General features: G+C 55.6%; 21 protein-coding genes and 1 other annotated feature. Of the genes, 6 read left to right on the top strand and 15 right to left on the bottom strand.

The features are described 5' to 3' along the window. Positions 1 to 21: 21 nt before the first annotated feature. The 7 genes from ACQG19_RS03350 to yjjY form a co-directional block, all read right to left on the bottom strand. Entirely contained in the window at positions 22 to 315 is a 294-nt protein-coding gene (locus ACQG19_RS03350; RefSeq protein ID WP_013095512.1) for a DUF2502 domain-containing protein, read from the bottom strand. A gap of 243 nt (positions 316 to 558) precedes the next feature. Then, a complete protein-coding gene (gene thrC, locus ACQG19_RS03345) occupies positions 559 to 1,845 on the bottom strand; it encodes a threonine synthase (protein ID WP_040020120.1) in 1,287 nt (428 codons plus the stop codon). Positions 1,846 to 1,848: 3 nt separating this feature from the next. Further along, complete coding sequence (gene thrB / locus ACQG19_RS03340) at positions 1,849 to 2,778, bottom strand: homoserine kinase (protein WP_013095510.1); 930 nt, start codon at positions 2,776 to 2,778, stop codon at positions 1,849 to 1,851. 1 nt (position 2,779) lies between these two features. Beyond that, positions 2,780 to 5,242, bottom strand: coding sequence for a bifunctional aspartate kinase/homoserine dehydrogenase I (gene thrA, locus ACQG19_RS03335; RefSeq protein WP_013095509.1), 2,463 nt, complete (start codon positions 5,240 to 5,242; stop codon positions 2,780 to 2,782). Positions 5,243 to 5,266: 24 nt separating this feature from the next. Continuing rightward, positions 5,267 to 5,384: a sequence feature (Thr leader region), on the bottom strand. Next, on the bottom strand, positions 5,323 to 5,391 hold the full coding sequence (gene thrL / locus ACQG19_RS03330) for a thr operon leader peptide (protein ID WP_015572623.1): 69 nt from the start codon (positions 5,389 to 5,391) through the stop codon (positions 5,323 to 5,325). It overlaps the preceding feature by 62 nt. Before the next feature lie 211 nt (positions 5,392 to 5,602). Next, a complete protein-coding gene (locus ACQG19_RS03325) occupies positions 5,603 to 6,289 on the bottom strand; it encodes a tRNA/rRNA methyltransferase (protein ID WP_246932355.1) in 687 nt (228 codons plus the stop codon). A 399-nt stretch (positions 6,290 to 6,688) separates the two neighbouring features. Continuing rightward, positions 6,689 to 6,829 carry a protein YjjY gene (gene yjjY / locus ACQG19_RS03320; protein WP_001541509.1) on the bottom strand — a complete coding sequence of 47 codons (141 nt, stop codon included), beginning with the start codon at positions 6,827 to 6,829 and terminating at the stop codon, positions 6,689 to 6,691. A gap of 95 nt (positions 6,830 to 6,924) precedes the next feature. Here yjjY and arcA point away from each other — a divergent pair, with 95 nt between their 5' ends. Continuing rightward, positions 6,925 to 7,641 (top strand): two-component system response regulator ArcA, encoded by a 717-nt coding sequence (gene arcA, locus ACQG19_RS03315; RefSeq protein ID WP_003856501.1) that lies wholly within the window; start codon positions 6,925 to 6,927, stop codon positions 7,639 to 7,641. Positions 7,642 to 7,686: 45 nt separating this feature from the next. Here the strand turns inward: arcA and creA are convergent, their stop codons facing one another. Continuing rightward, the gene (gene creA, locus ACQG19_RS03310; RefSeq protein WP_040020122.1) at positions 7,687 to 8,160 is read right to left on the bottom strand and encodes a protein CreA; all 474 of its coding nucleotides are present in this window, start codon (positions 8,158 to 8,160) and stop codon (positions 7,687 to 7,689) included. Between the two features lie 211 nt (positions 8,161 to 8,371). Between creA and robA the strand changes: the two genes are divergently transcribed. Beyond that, a complete protein-coding gene (robA, locus tag ACQG19_RS03305; RefSeq protein WP_013095505.1) occupies positions 8,372 to 9,241 on the top strand; it encodes an MDR efflux pump AcrAB transcriptional activator RobA in 870 nt (289 codons plus the stop codon). Here the strand turns inward: robA and gpmB are convergent. After that, positions 9,238 to 9,885 (bottom strand): 2,3-diphosphoglycerate-dependent phosphoglycerate mutase GpmB, encoded by a 648-nt coding sequence (gpmB, locus tag ACQG19_RS03300; protein WP_013095504.1) that lies wholly within the window; start codon positions 9,883 to 9,885, stop codon positions 9,238 to 9,240. The genes robA and gpmB overlap by 4 nt on opposite strands. 49 nt (positions 9,886 to 9,934) lie before the next feature. On the opposite strand from gpmB, the gene yjjX reads away from it, so the two are divergent. Then, positions 9,935 to 10,450: an inosine/xanthosine triphosphatase gene (yjjX, locus tag ACQG19_RS03295; protein WP_029882672.1), complete on the top strand. Its 516-nt coding sequence runs from the start codon at positions 9,935 to 9,937 to the stop codon at positions 10,448 to 10,450. Between the two features lie 27 nt (positions 10,451 to 10,477). On the opposite strand, the gene trpR is transcribed toward yjjX, so the two are convergent. Further along, positions 10,478 to 10,807, bottom strand: coding sequence for a trp operon repressor (gene trpR, locus ACQG19_RS03290; protein WP_013095502.1), 330 nt, complete (start codon positions 10,805 to 10,807; stop codon positions 10,478 to 10,480). Between the two features lie 55 nt (positions 10,808 to 10,862). Continuing rightward, on the bottom strand, positions 10,863 to 12,800 hold the full coding sequence (gene sltY / locus ACQG19_RS03285; RefSeq protein ID WP_246932353.1) for a murein transglycosylase: 1,938 nt from the start codon (positions 12,798 to 12,800) through the stop codon (positions 10,863 to 10,865). A gap of 227 nt (positions 12,801 to 13,027) precedes the next feature. Here sltY and ettA point away from each other — a divergent pair, with 227 nt between their 5' ends. Continuing rightward, the gene (gene ettA / locus ACQG19_RS03280) at positions 13,028 to 14,695 is read left to right on the top strand and encodes an energy-dependent translational throttle protein EttA (RefSeq protein ID WP_013095500.1); all 1,668 of its coding nucleotides are present in this window, start codon (positions 13,028 to 13,030) and stop codon (positions 14,693 to 14,695) included. A gap of 91 nt (positions 14,696 to 14,786) precedes the next feature. Here ettA and ACQG19_RS03275 read toward each other — a convergent pair whose 3' ends face one another. Beyond that, positions 14,787 to 15,686 carry a LysR family transcriptional regulator gene (locus ACQG19_RS03275; protein ID WP_047023421.1) on the bottom strand — a complete coding sequence of 300 codons (900 nt, stop codon included), beginning with the start codon at positions 15,684 to 15,686 and terminating at the stop codon, positions 14,787 to 14,789. Between the two features lie 108 nt (positions 15,687 to 15,794). Between ACQG19_RS03275 and ACQG19_RS03270 the strand changes: the two genes are divergently transcribed. Then, complete coding sequence (locus ACQG19_RS03270; protein ID WP_129327055.1) at positions 15,795 to 16,796, top strand: zinc-binding alcohol dehydrogenase family protein; 1,002 nt, start codon at positions 15,795 to 15,797, stop codon at positions 16,794 to 16,796. Positions 16,797 to 16,912: 116 nt separating this feature from the next. Here ACQG19_RS03270 and nadR read toward each other — a convergent pair whose 3' ends face one another. The 3 genes from nadR to serB all read right to left on the bottom strand — a co-directional run bounded on the left by nadR (position 16,913) and on the right by serB (position 20,610). Continuing rightward, a complete protein-coding gene (gene nadR, locus ACQG19_RS03265; protein WP_013095497.1) occupies positions 16,913 to 18,145 on the bottom strand; it encodes a multifunctional transcriptional regulator/nicotinamide-nucleotide adenylyltransferase/ribosylnicotinamide kinase NadR in 1,233 nt (410 codons plus the stop codon). A gap of 35 nt (positions 18,146 to 18,180) precedes the next feature. Next, positions 18,181 to 19,566, bottom strand: a complete 1,386-nt coding sequence (gene radA, locus ACQG19_RS03260; RefSeq protein ID WP_013095496.1) for a DNA repair protein RadA — start codon at positions 19,564 to 19,566, stop codon at positions 18,181 to 18,183. Positions 19,567 to 19,641: 75 nt separating this feature from the next. Continuing rightward, complete coding sequence (gene serB / locus ACQG19_RS03255) at positions 19,642 to 20,610, bottom strand: phosphoserine phosphatase (RefSeq protein WP_013095495.1); 969 nt, start codon at positions 20,608 to 20,610, stop codon at positions 19,642 to 19,644. A gap of 117 nt (positions 20,611 to 20,727) precedes the next feature. Here serB and ACQG19_RS03250 point away from each other — a divergent pair, with 117 nt between their 5' ends. Continuing rightward, positions 20,728 to 21,372, top strand: coding sequence for a YtjB family periplasmic protein (locus ACQG19_RS03250; protein WP_013095494.1), 645 nt, complete (start codon positions 20,728 to 20,730; stop codon positions 21,370 to 21,372). Positions 21,373 to 21,411: the final 39 nt, after the last annotated feature.

Here is a 21,411-nt window from a genome sequence, read left to right as displayed (position 1 = left end):
CGCCTGCTGGCGGGGTTTGTATTAGTGGTGCTTCCAGTCCGGGCCTGGTCGGTGATCGTCGTGGCGGTGGTCATGACGATCGTCACGATCGCGATGCTCATCATGTGGACGCCAGTGGTTATCGCGCCACTCATAATGCGCCTTCCACCAGTCATGGTCGCGCCAGCGGCCGCCGTCCCAGTAATGGCCGTTATTATCCCGATCGCCAATCTGCAGTTTGACCGCCGGAACCAGGGTGATTTCGGATGCCTGTACCGCCATGGGAGCGACCAGCATCAGTGAAAGCGCAATCAGCGCAGGTTTCAATTTAGACATCGGTGACTCCTTATGATTCTTGCCCAACGTGGGCCGATGTAAGGAGATTACGTGAGGGGAACCGGAGATGTTATTCTCTGCAATCCTAAACGCTAAGTGACCGCATTTATTGGGAATTTCTGCTTTTTCCCTGCTATTTTTCTCCTTATTTTCTTCACAAAAAAGCCGGGTGATGCTTCGCTTACCCGGCCTACGATTGAGATTGTTGCAGGCCCGGTAAGCGCAGCGCCACCGGGCAAAAAATCACGCTCGAGTCATCATCAGCTTACGCAGCGCGGCAAAATCCGCTGGCAGCTCATGAGAGAGCAGCGGCAGGTCAGCGCGATCCGCCAGCTCTTTCGGCAGCGGCAGCGTTTCACCCAGAATCTCTTCCACGCTCTCTTTGAATTTTGCCGGATGCGCCGTCCCCAGGAACAGGCCATACTCGCCAGGATTAAGCTGGTCGCGCAGCGCACGGTAAGCAATCGCCGCATGCGGTTCAGAGGTATACCCCACCGCTTTCAGCTCACGCATAGTGCTTTTGGTGGTTTCATCGGTGACCGCCGCATAGCCCAGATCGCCCAGACGCCACACTTTACGGCGGAACAGCTCTTCCACGCGCGGCCAGTTGTTTGGCTGTGACACGTCCATCGCGTTAGAGAGCGTCGCCTGGGTCGCGTTCGGCGCCCATTTACCGTCTTTCAGGAAGCGTGGCACGGTGTCGTTGGCGTTGGTCGCCGCAATAAAGCGTTTCACCGGCAGCCCCAGGGATTTCGCCAGCAGCCCCGCCGTCAGGTCGCCAAAGTTTCCGCTCGGTACCGAAACCACCAGCTGATTACGCGCCTCTTGCGGCAGTTGGGCAACCGCTTCGAAGTAGTAGCAAATCTGCGCCAGCAGGCGGCTGATGTTAATGGAGTTAGCAGAGTTGAGCCCCAGCGCAGCCTTTAGCTCTTCATCGTCGAAGGCCTGTTTCACCAGTGCCTGACAGGCATCGAAGTCGCCATCTACCGCCACGGTTTCAATGTTGCCGCCGAGGGTGCAGAACAGTTTTTCCTGGAGTGGGCTGATCTTGCCTTTCGGGTAGAGGATCACCACGCGGACATTCTTCAGACCGTAAAAAGCATGCGCCACGGCGGCACCGGTATCCCCGGAGGTGGCGGTCAGAATGGTGACCGGCTTGTCGCCGCTGATGTGGGTAAGCATCTGCGCCATAAAGCGGCCGCCGAAGTCTTTAAACGCCAGCGTTGGGCCGTGGAACAGCTCCAGACAGCCCACATCCGGCTCAACCTGCTGAACCGGTGCCGGGAAGGCGAACGCCGCACGTACGCGCTCTTCCAGCAACTCCTGCGGGATTTCGTCGCCGATAAACGCAGACAAAATTTTTGTGCTGCGAGTGACAAAGTCCTGCTTCAGCAGCTCATCAATGTCGGTCAGCGGGAATTCAGGGAGATCGTGAGGGAAGAACAGCCCCTGATTTTTGCCCAGTCCCTGAGTCACCGCCTGCGCGAAGCTGACCTGCTCGTTATGATCTTTCAGATTGTAGAGTTTCATTCGTTATCCCAGTACTCGTGCGCCAGCCGTGTCCAGACGGCAAATATGAACAAAGCCTTCCTGATTTTGCAGGTAGTGTTTAGAGAGCCAGTCCGCCACGCGCTGCGCGGTGTCTGGCTTATCGCACAGGGCGAACAGCGTCGGGCCGGAGCCGGAGATGCCGCACGCCTGCGCGCCAATATCAAGCGATGCCTGTCGCGCCTCATTAAAGCCAGGCAGCAACTTCGTACGATACGGTTCGGCAATCACATCTTTCATCAATTTCGCCGCCAGCTGTGGCTGACGGGTATAACAGGCGTGAATAAAGCCTGCCAGATGACGCCCGTGGGCGATGCAGTCCTGACGGCGATACTGCGCAGGCAGGATCGCCCGCGCTTCCGCAGTAGACACTTTGATACCCGGGTAGGCCAGCACCCACAGCCACTCATCAAACCCTGGCACCTGCTGGCTGATGATGCCATTTTCTTCGATCATCAACTGCATACCGCCGAGGAAACACGGCGCGACGTTATCGTAGTGGATACTGCCAGAGATGCGGCCTTCCAGCTCACCCATTAACCCCAGCAGACGGCTATTGTTCAGGGGTTTGCCACAGTGCTCATTCATCGCCACCAGCGCGGCCACAACAGAGCAGGCACTTGACCCCAGGCCAGAGCCAATCGGCATACTTTTTTCCAGCGTCATGGCGACCGGCACGTTTTTCCCGATCTCCTGACAGAAGCGCTCCCAGCACTGATAGACAATATTCTCGCGCGGTTCGGACGGCAGCTTGCTGGCAAAACGTCCCACGTTATTCAGGCTGAAACTTTCTGCCGCTTCCACCGTGACCGTATCGCCCAATAGTGAACCGTCCACCGGCGTCACCGCCGCACCCAGCACATCAAACCCGACGCTCATATTGGCGCTGGAAGCCGGGGCATAAACTTTGACCATGTTAAACTCCTAACTTCCATGACAGGGTACGCAGCAGATCGGCAAACACACCCGCCGCCGTAACATCGTTCCCTGCGCCATAGCCGCGAAGCACCAGCGGCAATGGCTGATAATAGTGGCTGTAAAACGCCAGGGCGTTTTCGCCGTTTTTGACTTTGTACAGCGGATCGTTGCCATCGACTTCGGCAATCTTCACCCGGCACACGCCATCTTCTTCAATGTTGCCAACATAGCGCAATACCTTACCTTCATCACGGGCTTTCGCCACGCGTGCGGCAAAAGCGTCATCCAGCTGCGGTAAATTATCCATAAAGGCGCTGACGTCACCGCTGCTGTCAAATTCAGCCGGCAGCACGGGTTCTATCACGATATCGGAAAGCTCCAGCTCACGACCCGTTTCGCGCGCCAGAATAAGCAGTTTGCGCGCCACGTCCATACCGGAGAGATCGTCACGCGGATCCGGCTCGGTGTAGCCCAGTTCACGCGCGGCGCGGGTTGCTTCTGAGAGGCTCATCCCTTCATCCAGCTTACCGAAAATAAAGGACAGCGAGCCGGAGAGAATGCCGGAGAAACGTTGCAGTTCGTCGCCCGCGTTCAGCAGGTTCTGCAGGTTTTCGATAACCGGCAGGCCCGCCCCCACGTTAGTGTCGTACAGGAACTTGCGGCGCGATTTGCTCGCCGCCAGACGCAGCTGGTGATAGTAATCCATCGACGAGGTGTTGGCCTTTTTGTTCGGCGTGACCACATGGAAGCCTTCACGCAGGAAGTCCGCGTACTGATCGGCAACCGCCTGGTTCGACGTACAATCGACAATCACCGGGTTCAGCAGGTGATACTCTTTCACCAGACGGATCAGACGCCCCAGGTTGAACGGCTCTTTTGCCTCGTTCAACTCGGCCTGCCAGTTTTCCAGGTTCAGCCCGTGAACGTTGGTCAACAGCGCTTTTGAGTTGGCGATCCCGCAGACGCGCAGATCGATATGCTTCTTTTTCAGCCACTCCTGCTGACGCTTCACCTGCTCCAGCAGCGCACCGCCAACACCGCCCACGCCAATCAGGAACAGCTCAATCACCTGATCGGTGTTGAACAGCATCTGATGAACCACGCGTACGCCGGTAGTTGCGTCATCGTTATCCACCACCACCGATATAGAACGTTCGGATGAGCCCTGGGCAATCGCAACGATATTAATATTGGCACGCGCCAGCGCGGCAAAGAACTTGGCGGAGATACCGCGCAGCGTGCGCATACCGTCGCCAACCACGGAGATAACCGCAAGACGTTCCTGAATGGATAATGGCTCCAGCAGCTCTTCTTTCAGCTCCAGATAGAACTCTTCTTCCAGCGCACGACGGGCGCGCAGGCAGTCACCCTGCGGCACGCAGAAGCTGATGCTGTATTCCGATGAGGACTGGGTGATCAGCACCACAGAGATCCCATTGCGTGACATTGCGGCAAACACGCGCGCCGCCATGCCAACCATCCCTTTCATACCAGGCCCGGAGACGCTGAACATTGCCATGTTGTTGAGGTTAGAGATACCTTTCACCGGCAGGCCATCTTCGTCGGTGCTGGCGCCAATCAGCGTGCCAGGCGCTTGCGGGTTACCGGTATTTTTAATCAGGCAAGGGATCTGGAACTGGGCAATGGGGGAGATGGTACGAGGGTGAAGCACTTTCGCGCCGAAGTAGGAAAGCTCCATCGCCTCCTGGTAAGACATCGACTTCAGCAGCCTGGCGTCCGGTACCTGGCGCGGGTCGCAGGTGTATACGCCGTCAACGTCAGTCCAGATCTCGCAACAGTCCGCGCGTAAACAGGCGGCCAGCACAGCAGCAGAGTAATCAGAGCCGTTACGGCCCAGCACCACCAGTTCACCCTTTTCATTGCCGGCGGTGAAGCCCGCCATCAGGATCATATGGTCAGAAGGAATTTTGCTCGCAGCGATGCGGCGGGTTGATTCAGCAATATCAACGGTGGATTCGAGGTAGTGGCCCACCGCCAGCAGTTTTTCAACCGGATCAATCACCGTGACGTGATGCCCGCGCGCTTCCAGCAGGCCCGCCATGATGGCGATAGAGAGTTTCTCACCGCGGCAAATTAACGCCGCGTTGATGCTGTCCGGGCACTGACCCAGCAGGCTGATACCGTGCAGCACATGTTTAATCTGGGCAAATTCTTGTTCTACGAAGGCTTTCAGCTGTACGAGCGGGAAACCTGGCTGTGCCTCCGCCAGTCCCTGCAGCAGCTCGGCGAAGATACGCTCGGCATCGCTAATGTTCGGAAGTGCATCCTGACCGCCAATGGTCTTTTCAATCATCGCCACCAGGTGGTTAGTGATTTTTGCCGGCGCAGAGAGAACGGTCGCGACCTGTCCCTGCCTGGCGTTGCTCTCCAGGATATCGGCAACACGCAGAAAGCGTTCTGCATTTGCCACTGATGTACCGCCGAACTTCAACACTCGCATGGTTCTACCTCGTTTCCTTTAGCCGAAAAAAAAGCCCGCACTGTTCAGGTGCGGGCTTTTTTCTGTTTTTCCTGTACGCGTCAGCCCGCATCGTTACCTGTGGTAATGATGATGGTTGTGGTAATGGTGGTGATGCTGATGCGTTTCATGGATGTTGTGTACTCTGTCATTATTATCTGTCTGTGCTGTATTCTTTTAGGGTTAAAGGATCGGGCACCTTAAGTCAATGAATTTTTAATTTGATCACAATTCAGCGGATTCTTACGTCCCGCTGCGTGCAGATTTATTTTCATCCGATTCCGCCAGAGGCAACCCTTAACGTCAGACGCTTACGCCATAGTAAAAACTTATGGCAGCATTTTACTCGGATAATTTTTTTTCGATATCGTGCAGCAAACGGTGCAGCATTGCCGTATCGCGCTGCTCCAGACGCCCAAGACGCTGCTGCAGCCAGTCAGCCATTTTTTGATCATCCGCCACACCAAGTTGCATCAGCAGGTTGTCAACGCGCGTACGCAGCGCGGCCAGTTGGTTTTCGTCGGTACCCACCGCTTGCGGTTGGGGAATTTGTATTAAGGACGCTAATTGATAGCAATAGACCATCACCGCCTGACCTAAATTCAGGGACGGATAATCCGCGACCATCGGAGCCCCTGTCAGCACGTCCGCGAGCGCCAGTTCGTCGTTTGTTAATCCTGAATCTTCCCGCCCAAACACCAGCGCCGCTTTTTCCAGCCACTGGCTTTTCTCGCTCATCATCGGTACCAGTTCCGCTGGCGTGGCGTAATAGTGGAACTTAGCCCGACTGCGCGCCGTGGTCGCAACGGTAAACGAAATATCGTGCAGCGCGTCGGCGAGCGTGTCGTAAGTGGTTATATTATCAAGAATATCGCCCGACCCGTGCGCCACCCAACGCGCCGCGGGCTCCAGGTGAGCAGCGCTGTCCACAATACGCAAATCGGTGAACCCCATGGTCTTCATGGCACGCGCCGCAGCGCCTATATTTTCAGCTCTGGCTGGCCCGACCAGTACAATCGACAGATGCATTTATGCTCTCTTTTTAATCAGTTAGCGGGGATTAATGTGATGCGCGTCAACATATTACGCGGCGCGAATTTACAATTTTGCAACACAAATCACCGAAATAGCGTTTCATAACAAATTAAAAGCGCTAAACTATTTTGTAGCTGAACAATCATTTAGAATGTTAACAGAACCTGATTATCCTTATGTTTTATAATGATAATGACAGGGTGAATACGCGATTTAAGTTGGATTCGTAACGTTTATCAATCAAGATCCGCAACTAGTTGGTTTATTGAAAAATTGTGACAAAGGCTAGCATTTAGCTATGATGATTTCATCAAACTGTTAACGTGCTACAATTGAACTTGATATATGTCAACGAAGCGTAGTTTTATTGGGTGTCAGGTGTCACTTAGCCTGTTATGTTGCTGTTAAAATGGTTAGGATGACAGCCGTTTTTGACACTGTCGGGTCCAAAGGGAAAGTACCCACGACCAAGCTAATGATGTTGTTGACGTTGATGGAAAGTGCATCAAGAACGCAATTACGTACTTTAGTCACGTTAGCCCGGTCATGTTAATTTGCGACATGCATCAGGCAGGTCAGGGACTTTTGTACTTCCTGTTTCGATTTAGTTGGCAATTTAGGTAGCAAACATGCAGACCCCGCACATTCTTATCGTTGAAGACGAGTTGGTAACACGCAACACGTTGAAGAGCATTTTCGAAGCAGAAGGCTACGATGTCTTTGAAGCGACCGATGGCGCAGAGATGCATCAGATCCTTTCTGAAAATGATATCAACCTGGTCATTATGGATATCAATCTGCCAGGTAAAAACGGCCTTCTGCTGGCGCGCGAACTGCGTGAACAGGCGAACGTCGCATTAATGTTCCTGACAGGCCGTGATAACGAAGTTGATAAGATCCTTGGCCTGGAAATCGGTGCGGATGACTACATCACCAAACCGTTTAACCCACGCGAGTTAACCATTCGTGCACGCAACCTGCTGTCCCGCACCATGAACCTGGGCACCGTCAGCGAAGAGCGTCGTAGCGTAGACAGCTACAAATTCAACGGCTGGGAACTTGATATCAATAGCCGTTCACTGATCAGCCCGAACGGTGAGCAGTATAAACTGCCGCGCAGTGAATTCCGCGCGATGCTGCACTTCTGTGAAAACCCGGGCAAAATTCAGTCCCGTGCAGAACTGCTGAAGAAAATGACCGGCCGTGAGCTGAAGCCACACGACCGTACTGTAGACGTGACCATCCGTCGTATTCGTAAACATTTCGAATCTACGCCAGATACGCCGGAAATCATCGCCACGATCCACGGCGAAGGCTATCGTTTCTGCGGTGACCTGCAGGAGTGATCCTGCAGTCAACACCATAAAAAACGGCGCGAAAGCGCCGTTTTTTTATTCCCGCCACGGCATAATCGGCACCGCGCTAATCGCGTTTTTCGGTGAACCTTCCACTACTTTGTCGGAGTAAGCAAGGTAGGCCAGGGTGTTACGTTTAGCATCGTAAAAACGCACCACCTGCAGCTTTTTGAAGACCAGCGACGTCCGTTTCTGGAACACCACATCCCCCTGCGCTTTGCCGTTTTTGATTTTGTCGCTCAGCTCAACCGGCCCGACCTGCTGGCAGGAGATGGCCGCATCGGATGTATCCTCGGCCAGTCCCAGACCGCCTTTAATCCCCCCGGTTTTTGCCCGGCTAACGTAGCAGGTGACGTTTTTCACATCCGGATCGTCAAACGCCTCCACCACAATTTTGTGGTCCGGCCCAAACATTTTAAACACGGTATCGACAGAACCAATCTGTTCCGCCTGCGCCGCGCGGCCCGCTATCAGCAGTAAGGCTGTTAAGAGCAATGTCTTATATTTCATATTGTTACCATTTCTTAATATTACGTTGAGCGATTATTCAACACGTTAGACAAAAATGTAGCAAGATCACAGGATTAGAATATATTCCCCCAAAACGCAGGACAAAAAGCATTAATGAGCAAAAAAAACACTGAATGCTAAAACATCAAAAAATGCTATTATCCGCTAACCTGTTATCAGGCACCTGCTGTTTTAAGGATGAGGATAGTATATGGATCAGGCTGGAATTATTCGCGACCTGCTAACCTGGCTGGAAGGTCATCTTGACCAGCCTTTGTCACTGGATAATGTGGCGGCTAAAGCAGGCTATTCCAAGTGGCATCTGCAAAGGATGTTCAAGGATGTCACCGGTCATGCTATCGGTGCCTATATTCGCGCACGTCGTTTATCTAAATCTGCGGTGGCCTTACGCCTGACCGCGCGGCCCATTCTTGATATTGCCCTGCAGTATCGTTTCGACTCGCAACAAACATTCACCCGAGCTTTTAAAAAACAGTTCTCGTTGACGCCAGCACTCTATCGCCGTTCACCTGACTGGAGCTCATACGGTATGCGCCCGCCGCTGCGTCTGGGCGAGTTCGCCATGCCGAAGTACGAAATCATTACCCTGCCGGAAACCCATTTGATCGGTACGACACAGAGCTACACCTGTTCTCTGGAGCAGATTTCTGAGTTCCGCCATCAAATGCGCGTTCAGTTCTGGCGCGACTTCCTGAGCCATGCCCCGGCGATCCCGCCTATCCTGTATGGTCTCAACGAAACGCATCCAAGCCAGGAAAAAGACGACGAGCAGGAGGTGTTCTACACCACCGCGTTAACGCCGGAGATGGCCAATGGCTATATTCAGGGCTCTAAACCGGTCGTGCTGGAAGGCGGAGAGTATGTGATGTTCTCCTACGAAGGGCTGGGAACGGGCGTACAGGAATTCATCCTGACCGTTTACGGAACATGCATGCCTATGCTGAACCTGAATCGCCGTAAAGGTCAGGATATTGAGCGCTACTACCCGGCAAGCGATGCGAAACCGGAAGAAGGCCCCATTAATCTGCGGATGGAATTCTTAATCCCGATCCGTCGTTAGCGCTGCAGTTCATCCAGTGCAGGGGCATCAAGATGCGAAATGTCCCCTGCCATCTCAACGACCCATCCCGACGCCAGCCACGCGCTTTCCTGATAATCAATACGGGAAATAGAGCAGTTGCGCAGACGCAAACGGCGCTCCGCATAGGCCGGTAACCCCAGAATGGTGCTGACCAGACATCCCAGCGCAATCCCGTGACTCACCAGCAGTGGACGGCTTCCGGCGGGCAGCTTCAGGCATTCCGCCAGCGCAGCATGCATACGCACGCTCAGCTCCTGCATGGATTCGCCCTCAGGGATACGGCCATCTTCGGTACCGTTAACCAGCGTGCGGCGCCAGCCCTCTTCCGTTTCTGTCAGCGTATCGATATGGCGTTTTTCGAGCACCCCCATATCCAGCTCGCGCAGGCGCGGTTCAAGCAGCACATCACAACCACAGGCATCAGCAATAATGCGCGCCGTCTGCTGCGTGCGACCTAAATCGCTGGTGATGACATGGGTAATGCCCAGCGTTCTGGCACGTTCTGCCACCTGCCACGCTTGCTGCACACCCTTTTCAGTGAGAGGACTGTCGGACTGGCCTTGAATACGTCGCTCGGCGTTCCACTGCGTTTCACCGTGGCGAACAAGGTATACCTGTAACATGCTTTTTTTCCGTTATACTGCGATGAGTTTTTTTGAATCGAGCTTAATTATGCACCATGTTGTCTCTGCTACCACCAATCCTGCCAAAATTCAGGCAATTCTAAGGGCATTTGAAGAGATTTTCGGCGAAGGATCCTGCCATATTGATGCCGTCGGCGTCGAGAGTGGCGTTCCTGAACAGCCGTTTGGCAGCGAAGAAACGCGCGCTGGCGCACGAAATCGCGTGTTAAATGCGAAAGCGGCCGCACCCGATGCCGACTTCTGGGTCGCCATTGAAGCGGGAATTGACGAGGGCGCGACGTTTAGCTGGGTGGTTATCGAAAGCCGTGAACAGCGCGGTGAAGCACGCTCGGCCACCCTGCCGCTGCCGGACATCATTCTGGAAAAAGTGCGCGCAGGCGAAGCGCTCGGGCCAGTGATGTCGCAGTACACCGGCATTGATGAAATAGGCCGTAAAGAAGGAGCGATTGGCGTCTTTACTGCTGGCGCGCTTACGCGCTCAAGCGTTTACCATCAGGCGGTGATCCTGGCGTTAAGCCCGTTCCATAACGCCATTTATCGTTGAACGTGTAGGCCGGATAAGGCGCAGCCGTCATCCGGCGTTTTTCAGCAATACCGCTTCCAGCCACTGACGCAGCTCAACCGGCGCAGACTTCAGGCTGTTTGAACCGCGGGTGATCGTCGCGATCCCCGCGCCCAGCTCGTTTTTGAGCTCACGCTGGCTCATCTCACCGCGCAGTAACTCTTCGATGATCCGCACGCGCGTGCCCAACGCCTCACGCTCGTCCGGCGTCAGCATCAGTTGCAGCAGGGGTAAATGCAGATCCTGGTCGTAAGACTGGCGGAGCAACTCCACAAAACGAAGCCACTCCTGATGACGTTGTTCGGCCAGTGCCGAGGAATACGGGGAATGCTGGGTCATGTTATACCGCCTGTTGTACTCATTAACGAGTACAGCATAACACAACCCATCCCAATCAGTAACGTCTCTGCCACTCCGCATCGCTCATCAGGGTATCTTTTTGCCCCATGAAGTAACGGTAATAGGCATCATACGCCAGCACGTTCTTCACGTAGCCGCGCGTTTCTGAGAACGGAATGCTCTCGACAAACGCCACGGCGTCGATGCGTCCGGCGCTGTTACCCAGCCAGGTACGCACACGCCCTGGGCCCGCGTTATACGCCGCAGAGGCGAAAATGCGGTTGTTACCAAACTGCTGATAGACGTACTGCAGATAGCTGGTACCAATGTTGATGTTGGTATCCGGATCCAGCAGCTGTGATGGACTGCTGTATCCCGGGATATTAAACATCTTCACCGTATGCGTCGCCGTGCCCGGCATAATCTGCATCAGGCCGCTGGCCCCTACCGGGGAACGGACTTTCGGGTTCCAGGCGCTCTCCTGACGGGCAATCGCCATGGCATAGCTTTGCGGAATATCTTTACCGCTGGTGTAGCGATCGAACAGATCTTTGTAGGCCAGCGGGAAACGTTCTTCGAGATGATCCCACAGCTTACCGGCGATCGTCGCCTGAACGCTCAGATCCCACCAGTGGTTATCAAAGGCGTAACGGGCAAGCTGGGCTTTCTCATCCGTAGTGCGGCTGGTGACCAGATTCGCCCACTCGCTACGGGCGGTGTTGTCCATATTCCAGTACATCAGCTCGCGCACGCGCGCCATTTCCGGCCCCTGGGTCAACGCCGGGCTGGCGTTACCCGGCGCTTTATCAATGCGGAAGGTGTACTCCTCACCCAGACGCTGCGCGGCCACCATTGGGTAGAAGCCTCGCTGCTGCATCAGCGCGTGGAGGATCTCTTTGGCTTCGTCATCGCGTCCCCGCTCCATCAGCAGATCCGCCTGCCAGTAGCGCCATTCGTCTTTCTCTTTGGCTTCCATCGGCAGACGCGCAAGCCAGGTATTAAGGCCTTTACGATCGCCCGTCCCCAGCGCCATGCGCACGCGACGTTCCACCAGCGACGTGGAGTTGGAACGCATAATGGCATCGTCCCGCCAGCGGGCCTGTTCGTCGGTTACGTCCGAGCCCACCAGTCTCCACGCCACGATGTCGCGCAGTTCCTGGGTTTGCTCTTCATTGAGCTGCTGTGCCTGCACCAGCTGCGGGATCATCAGCCGCGCGTTTTCGACATCGTCACGCGCCACGCTGGCAAAGGCCACCGCCGCCATCTGTCGGGTAAAATCGGTCGCTCCCGTGCTGCGGGCAAAGGTCAGAACGCTGTTGGGGTCGTTTGCCAGCGACATCACGGCCGTGGAAATGGTCTGGTAATCCGACGGCATTTGACCCGCCAGAGCCATCACCAGACGCGTGTTTCCCGCTTTCATCGCCAGACGGATACGTTCAAGGTAAGCCAGCGGATCCTGTTTACCGGAAGCACGCCAGGCACCAAAGAGCGAATCACAGGCGTTAGGCTGGCTTTTCCCGGTCAGCCACAGCTCTTTTGCCCCGGCCCAGGCTTCCTCCTGCTGACCGGTGGCCCATTTTGCATAGTAATAGTTACACTGGGCTTCCGTGGTGTTCGGTTTTTCCGGGCTGAACGCCAGCAGTCCGCGCCAGTCTTCACGACGCGCCAGCTCGTTTACAAAACGAGACTGCAGGTTCCGGGCGGGCGGCAGGGTCGGGTTCGCCTGAATGAAGTTATTCACGGTGACCGTGGGTTGATTCATGAGATCGTCAGTAATCTGGCGATACTCCAGATAGGGATAGAGAGGATAGTCTTTCAGCGTCGGCATCAACGCCTGCACAGTATCCATCTGTTTGTTGTCCCACGCCTGTTTAATCTGGGCGTAGCGGTTACGTTGTTCATCCAGTGAATCGGCATGCACCGCCTGGCTTACCGCCATTACGCATACGCTGGCCGCCAGCAGACGCCAGACCACCCGTTTGGCTTTTTCCACAAGCTCTTCCTCATTGTTTTTTCGTCAATTGCAGCGTCTTGCCACGTCAAAGTCTAATTAACTTATGCTAACCAGGCATCCCGGAACGCGCCACGTTACGGACACTTTTTTACCTTTCCTGCGCGTTTTAACACTCCCGACGTTCCTGGCTGGGATTAGGGCGGGAAAAAGGCTACACTTCGAGGCTGAAATTCCTTTTCATCACGATAAAAGAGGCGAAGTCCAACGTGGCTCAATTCGTTTATACCATGCATCGTGTCGGCAAAGTGGTACCGCCGAAACGTCATATTCTTAAAAATATCTCGCTGAGCTTCTTCCCGGGCGCAAAAATCGGTGTTCTGGGCCTCAACGGTGCCGGTAAGTCCACCCTGCTGCGCATCATGGCCGGCATCGATACAGACATCGAAGGTGAAGCCCGTCCGCAGCCAGGCATCAAAATTGGCTACCTGCCGCAGGAACCTCAGCTGAACCCTGAACACACCGTTCGTGAATCGGTTGAAGAAGCGGTATCCGAAGTGGTTAACGCGCTGAAAGGTCTGGATGAAGTGTATGCCAAATACGCCGAGCCAGATGCGGACTTCGATAAACTGGCCGCCCAGCAAGGCAAATTTGAAGAGATTATCCAGGCGCACGACGGTCACAACCTGAACGTGCAGCTGGAGCGCGCCGCTGACGCCCTGCGTCTGCCAGACTGGGATGCGAAAATCGCCAACCTCTCCGGTGGTGAGCGTCGCCGCGTGGCGCTGTGCCGTCTGCTGCTGGAAAAACCAGACATGCTGCTGCTCGACGAACCCACTAACCACCTGGATGCGGAATCCGTGGCGTGGCTGGAACGCTTCCTGCACGACTTCGAAGGCACCGTGGTGGCGATCACCCACGACCGTTACTTCCTCGACAACGTGGCGGGCTGGATCCTGGAGCTGGACCGCGGCGAGGGTATCCCATGGGAAGGCAACTACTCTTCATGGCTGGAGCAGAAAGATCAGCGTCTGGCGCAGGAAGCGTCTGCTGAAGCAGCACGCCGTAAGTCTATTGAGAAAGAGCTGGAGTGGGTACGTCAGGGCACGAAGGGCCGTCAGTCTAAGGGCAAAGCCCGTCTGGCACGCTTCGAAGAGCTGAACAACACCGAATACCAGAAACGTAACGAAACCAACGAACTGTTTATTCCACCTGGCGCGCGTCTGGGGGATAAAGTGGTCGAAGTCAGCAACCTGCGTAAATCTTACGGTGACCGCGTGCTGATCGACGATCTCTCCTTCTCCGTACCGAAGGGTGCCATCGTCGGTATCATCGGTCCGAACGGCGCGGGTAAATCCACCCTGTTCCGTATGATGTCCGGTCAGGAGCAGCCAGACAGCGGTTCTATCACCCTGGGTGAAACGGTGAAACTGGCGTCCGTTGACCAGTTCCGTGACGCAATGGATAACAGCAAAACCGTGTGGGAAGAAGTGTCCGGCGGGCTGGATATCATGCGTATCGGCAACACCGAGATGCCAAGCCGTGCCTACGTTGGCCGCTTTAACTTCAAAGGTACCGATCAGGGTAAACGCGTCGGCGAGTTGTCCGGTGGTGAGCGTGGTCGTCTGCATCTGGCGAAGCTGCTGCAGGTTGGCGGTAACGTACTGCTGCTCGATGAACCAACCAACGACCTCGACATCGAAACCCTGCGCGCGCTGGAAAACGCCCTTCTGGAGTTCCCGGGCTGTGCCATGGTTATCTCGCACGACCGTTGGTTCCTTGACCGTATCGCCACCCACATTCTGGACTACCAGGATGAAGGGAAAGTGGAGTTCTTCGAAGGTAACTTCACCGAATACGAAGAGTACAAGAAACGCACGCTGGGCGCAGACGCGCTGGAGCCGAAGCGTATTAAGTACAAGCGTATCGCGAAATAAAAGCACAACGGCAACTTCGGTTGCCGTTTTTTATGTTTGTGCCCTCTCCCCGTGGGAGAGGGTCAGGGTGAGGGCATCAGGCCACACATAATCACCCACCCACATAAAACCGCTTCACCTCATCACACTGCATCGCAAAGTCGATATAGCTCATCAGCGCAGGCGAATTGAGCTTACGGCTCGGATAGGCGAGCCAGAGATCGTTTCCTTCAACGTTCCACTCCGGTAGCACCTGCACCAGCGCCCCTTTTTCAATTTTATCTTCCAGCAAAAAAGCGGGTAAGAGTGTGATTCCCGCACCAGCTACCGCGCACTCACGAGCATACACAAGATTATCCGTCATATGCGCATTGTCCGGCAGATAGCGGTAATCCTCACTCTCGCTTTGCAGGAGCCATTCAGACCAGGCCTTGTGGGTAATACAGCGGTGATCCACCAGCTGGCGGGGATGATACAGCGGCTCCCGGCGTGCCAGATATTCCGGTGAGGCCAGCATATAGCGCGGACAGTGGCCAATCATGCGGCCAATCAGCGAGGAGTCCTGCGGTTTACCGGTACGCAGCGCCACGTCAAAGCCAGACTCCACCAGATCGAGCACATCGTCAGAAATAGAGACATCCAGCGAAACGTCAGGATAGCGGAGCTGAAACTCGGCATTCAGGTGTGCCAGTAACGTCGCGCCAATGCCCGCCGGGCAGGTGATACGAAGCCGCCCGCTGGGGTTTTCACGCAGCCGCTGAATGGCATACTCCGCCCTTTCGCTGGCCGCCAGCATCTCGCGACAATGCACCAGATAGTGCTCCCCCGCAAAGGTCAGATTCAGCCTGCGCGTGGTGCGGTTTAGCAGGCGGATCCCCACCTGCTGCTCAAGCTGGCTAATCCGCTGGCTAACGCTGGATTTCGGCAGGTCTGCTTTCTGCGCTGCGGCGGTAAAACTCCCCATCTCTGCCACCAGCGCAAACAGCGCCATATCCTGCAGCTGTTTAAACATGATTGTTCACCCCATACGAACACTCCGTTCTTGATTGTCCATCTTATCATGCGCATGACCACTTAATAGACTAGCCTCAACAAAACGCATTCCATTGAGGAGTTGATCATGTCTGTTAAAGCAATTGCCGTTAATCCTGAAAATCCCGCAGCTTTTATTGAGATCACCCAACCGATGCCACAGCCCGGTGAACACGATCTGCTGGTGGAAGTAAAAGCCGTTTCCATCAACCCGGTCGATACCAAAGTGCATGCGAGTCTTGTTAAAAACGGCCTGCAGGCGCCACGCATTCTCGGCTGGGATGCCAGCGGTGTCGTCAAAGCGGTGGGGACAAGCGTCACCGGCTTCAAGCCGGGCGACGAAGTATGGTACGCGGGCGACATTACCCGTCCGGGCAGTAATGCCACGCACCAGCTGATTGATGCGCGTATTGTGGGACACAAACCGACAAGCCTTGGCTGGGATGCCGCTGCCGCACTGCCGCTGACCGCGCTCACCGCCTGGGAAGGGCTGTTTGAGCGCCTGAATATTCAGGATGCCGGGTCGGACAAAACGCTGCTGATCATCGGCGGTGCCGGCGGCGTAGGCTCCCTTGCGATCCCGTTTGCGAAGCACAACAGCAAGGTCAGGGTCATCGCCACCGCGTCGCGGGAAGACTCAGCCCAGTGGTGTCGCGATCGCGGCGCGGATCTGGTGGTGAATTATCGCGATCTGCAAGGTGAACTGGCCAAACAGGGCATCACCTTTGTGGATTATATTTTCATCCTCAATGATACCGATGGCCACTGGGATGCGGTCAGCGAACTGATTGCGCCGCAGGGACACATCTGCTCCATCGTCGAAAATGCGCACCCGCTGAACCAGGACAAGCTGAAATCTAAATCCGCCGCCCTGCACTGGGAATTCATGTATACCCGCAGCATGTATCAGACTGCCGATATGGCGCGTCAGGGTGAGATCTTAAACGAGGTGGCGAAGCTGGTGGATAACCGCGTGGTGGAGAGTTCGCTCAGCGAAACGCTGCACGGGCTGAGCGTGGAAAGCATTACCGAGGCCCACCGCAAAGTGCTGGACGGGCATATGCGCGGGAAGGTGGTGGTTGCGTTCTGAGTGGATAATTCCCCCTCACCCTGCCCTCTTCCCACGGGGGAGAGGGTAAAGACAGCTCCGTACGATCCCCTCTCCCCCATGGGGAGAGGGTTAGGGAGAGGGGCAAGCCTGTGAATTTACCCCTGCTCCCCCATCATCTCCTTCACCAACTCGACGCAGCGCAGGAAACGGGTGTCGTAATCTGACGCTTCAACGTGGACAAACTCCACGTTGTTCTCATGAAGCATCTCCACCAGCATCGTCTGGAACTCTTTTCTGTCCACTGAGCTACCGAGGCTGCGCATCCCGTCGGCGACCCACGGCGTGTTGTTTTCCAGCAGGATCACCAGGTCGAAGCGATATTCATCGATCAGCGCCTGTACGAACGGGTGCTCGCGTCCTTCATACTTCTTACAGAAGGCTTGTGTGGTGACAAAATCGGTGTCGATGAAGGCCACTTTGTTGGCGTATTTCACCGCGAAATCAATGTACTGAGCATGGCCTAGCGCGATTTTATCGTAATCAGAATACTGCAGCGCCATCTCGTCTCCCCCCAGATGGGAAAAGACATAATCACGTCCGTATTCCCACGCGCTGGTGGTATTGAAGATATTTGCCAGCTTGTTAACCAGCGTCGATTTCCCGCTGGATTCACCGCCCAGAATCGCAACTGTGCGCACAAAGAACGGCTTCACTTCGGTCGGGATGTAATCCCAGTAGCGGAACGGGTTTTCGCGGATCTGCGCCCCGCTGATGTTCATGAATGTACGCTTAGGATCGATCAGCACCGTTTCAATGCCCAGATGCTCGCGGAACTGCGGTGCGTCGGACTCTTCAGAGGTGTAGATCCAGTTGGGCGCAATCCCTTTCTCTTCCATAAACGCTTTAATGCCATTGCTCCACACGTCCCAGCCGTGTGGATACGGCTCCATGCCCTCTTCGTTAAAGGCATGAATGCGAATGTTTTTCTGATATTTGAAGGTCTGAAGCAGCCAGCGCAGGCGATCCGGCACCGTCGGCTGCTGCGACATGGCGCTGTCTTCAAACAGCTGACGGTCACGGGCTTCATCGTAACCCATGATGATGTGCAGTTCGTCGACCTGGCTACAGGCGCGCTGGATCAGGTAGATATGGCCGGTATGCAGCGGGTAAAACTTACCAAACACCACGCCGATGTTCTTTTGCATACGCGGGAATTCAAGCCCCAGAAAGCGATGTAACGCTTCCAGCTTTTGCGCGCTGGGGCTTTTGATTTTAGCGTTCAGCAACTGGCTAAGATAGCCTTTCGTCATGCCGCTGGCGTCAGCCACCTGCTGTAGCGTGCAGCCTTTCTGACGGATTGCGGTCTTGATGTAGTCAAATGATGACATAAATTACGGTGCCTCCTGCAAAATCGAATACGTAATTATAAGTCGTCAAAGACATTTAACGCATCTGCGAGTTTTTTAACGCCAAAGACCTGCATCCCTTCGGGGATCTTCTTCGGCACGTTGGCCGCCGGCACAATCGCCCGGCGGAAGCCATGTTTCGCCGCCTCGGAGATGCGCTCCTGGCCGCTGGGCACGGGACGGATCTCCCCGGCCAGCCCCACTTCGCCGAAGACCACCAAATCCTGCGGCAGCGGTCTGTCGCGCAGACTGGAGACCATCGCCAGCAGCAGCGCCAGATCGGCACTGGTCTCTGAAACTTTCACGCCCCCGACCACGTTGACGAAGACATCCTGATCGGCCATTTGCAGGCCACCATGACGGTGTAGCACCGCCAGCAGGATCGCCAGACGGTTCTGTTCCAGACCGACCGCCACGCGCCGCGGGTTACCCATCATCGAGTGATCCACCAGCGCCTGAATTTCAACGAGCAGCGGGCGCGTCCCCTCCCACAGCACCATCACCGAACTGCCGGAGGTGACTTCATCCCCCCGGCTCAGGAAGATGGCCGACGGGTTGCTGACTTCGCGCAGCCCCTGCTCGGTCATGGCAAATACGCCTAGCTCGTTCACCGCACCAAAGCGGTTTTTGTGGCTGCGCAGGGTACGGAAGCGGGAGTCTGCGTCGCCGTCCAGCATCACGGAGCAGTCGATACAGTGCTCAAGCACTTTTGGCCCCGCCAGGGAACCATCTTTTGTAACGTGGCCGACCATGACGATCGCCACGCCGCGGGTTTTGGCAAAACGCGTCAGATACGCGGCGGTCTCACGCACCTGCGCCACGCTGCCCGGCGAGGACTGAATATCCGCCATGTGCATCACCTGGATGGAGTCAATCACCATCAGCTTCGGCTGCTCTTCTTCGGCAATCATGCAGATCTGCTCAATGCTGGTTTCCGACAGCATATTCAGATTGCCGGTAGGCAGACCCAGACGGTGTGCTCGCATCGCCACCTGCTGCAGGGACTCTTCGCCAGTGACGTACAGGGTTTTCATCTGCTCGGCGAGCTTGCAGAGCGTTTGCAGCAGCAGGGTCGATTTACCCGCTCCCGGATTACCGCCGATCAGGATCGCACTGCCCGGCACCACGCCGCCGCCAAGCACGCGGTCAAATTCTTTGAAGCCGGTGGAGAAGCGCGGCAACGCTTCCAGACTGATTTCTGACAGTTTTTGGACTTTTGCCACACCGGCATTACCCGCATAGCCGCTCAGGCGTTCATTGCGGGCCACGCTCGGCGAAGCCGCCACACCACGCACTTCGGTGATGGTGTTCCAGGCATGGCAGGCGCTGCATTGCCCCTGCCAGCGCGGATAATCCGCACCACATTCATTACAGACAAATGCGCGTTTTGGGGCTTTAGCCACGGTTTACCTCGTTATTTCAGTGCGGCCTGCGCGCCGGGTGGCGCTAACGCTTACCCGGCCTACAATCGCATACCGTTATTTCTGATTCAGGCTGCCGGAGAGGATGCAGAACACCCCCATCAGGTCAGCGTGACGGATAGTCACTTCCGTCTTTTCATTCACTTTTGGCTTGGCATGGTAGGCAATGCCAAGACCGGCAACTTTGATCATCGGCAGATCGTTTGCGCCATCGCCAATGGCAACGGTCTGGGCAACCGGAATTTCATATTTCTCGGCCAGTCGGCTCAGCGTATTGGCTTTATACTGCGCATCCACGATATCGCCGAGCACCTGCCCGGTCAGCTTACCGTCCATGATCTCCAGCTCGTTGGCGACCACGGTGGTCAGATGCAGTTTTTCCCGCAGGTAATCCGCGAAGAAGGTAAAGCCACCGGAAGCGATCGCCACTTTCCAGCCCAGCGACTGGAGCTTCAGCACCAGTTGCGTCAGCCCGGGCATCAGCGGCAGTTCATCGCGCACCTGACGCAGGATATTGGCATCGGCCCCTTTGAGGGTCGCCACGCGCTGTCTCAGGCTGGCAGTAAAATCCAGCTCGCCGCGCATCGCGCGCTCGGTCACTTCCGCCACCAGCTCGCCGCTGCCCGCCAGTTTGGCAATCTCATCGATACACTCAATCTGGATGGCGGTAGAGTCCATATCCATCACCAGCAGACCCGGCGTTTTCAGATGCGGGATTTTACCCAGCGGGGCAACGTCCAGCCCGGCGTCGTGCGCCAGACGCGTCGCGCGCTGCGTCAGGGAACCGGCCAGGCGAATGACCTGATAATCTTCCACACACCAGGCGGCGACAATCACCATCGCCGCACCCAGTTTAGTTTGATATTGGGTAAGGCGTTGCTTATCCAGGCCGCGTCCGTACAGCAGCCAGCCGCTACGGCCAGCGTGGTAATCCAGAGGCATCACCTCATCGCCACTTAAAGAGAGCGGCAATCCTGGCCATAAAGAGACATCCGTTGGCAGGTCGCACCAGGTAATGTTCGGCATTGAAGCTCCTGTAATTTCGTTCGCGCCGGAAGGTTCCAGAGGGAAAATAACGCATGAGGCTACCCTGTAACCATCACTTCTGGCAACATTAAGCCGTAAATTTTCAGCAGGTGGAATATGGCTCGCGCAAAACTGAAATTCCGGCTTCATCGCGCCGTGATCGTCCTTTTCTGTCTCGCCCTGTTAGTGGTGCTGATGCAAGGGGCGTCGTGGTTTAGCCAGAATCATCAACGGCAACGGAATCCGCAGTTTGAGGAGCTGGCCCGCACGCTGGCGCGTCAGGTTACGCTTAACGTCGCGCCCGCTATGCGTACCGAAACGCCGGATGACAAACGCATCAGCCAGGTTTTGCGTCAGTTAACCGAGAACAGCCGTATCCTGGATGCCGGTGTCTACGATGAAAAAGGCGATCTGATTGCCCGCGCGGGCGAACATGTCGACGTACGCGACAGGCTGGCGCTGGACGGTAAAAAAGCCGGGGGCTACTTTAACCAGCAGATCGTCGAACCTATTCAGGGCAAAAATGGTCCGCTGGGGTATCTGCGCCTGACGCTCGACACCCATACCCTGCCCACGGAAGCCAAACAGGTGGATAACACCACCAATATACTCCGTCTGATGCTCCTGCTCTCCCTCGCCATTGGCGTGGTACTGGCCCGCACCTTGCTGCAGGGCAAGCGCACCCGCTGGCAGCAGTCGCCCTTCCTGCTGACCGCCAGCAAATCCGTTCCTGAAGACGAAGAGAGCGAAAAGAAAGATTAGTGATAAAGTAAGCTGATGATTCGGAAAAGGAACTCTGCC

Source organism: Enterobacter cloacae complex sp. 277I4 (assembly GCF_050031465.1).
Lineage (GTDB): Bacteria > Pseudomonadota > Gammaproteobacteria > Enterobacterales > Enterobacteriaceae > Enterobacter > Enterobacter cloacae.
The sequence above is the reverse complement of the archived record's forward strand: the minus strand, read 5'-3'. Positions and strand labels throughout refer to the sequence as shown.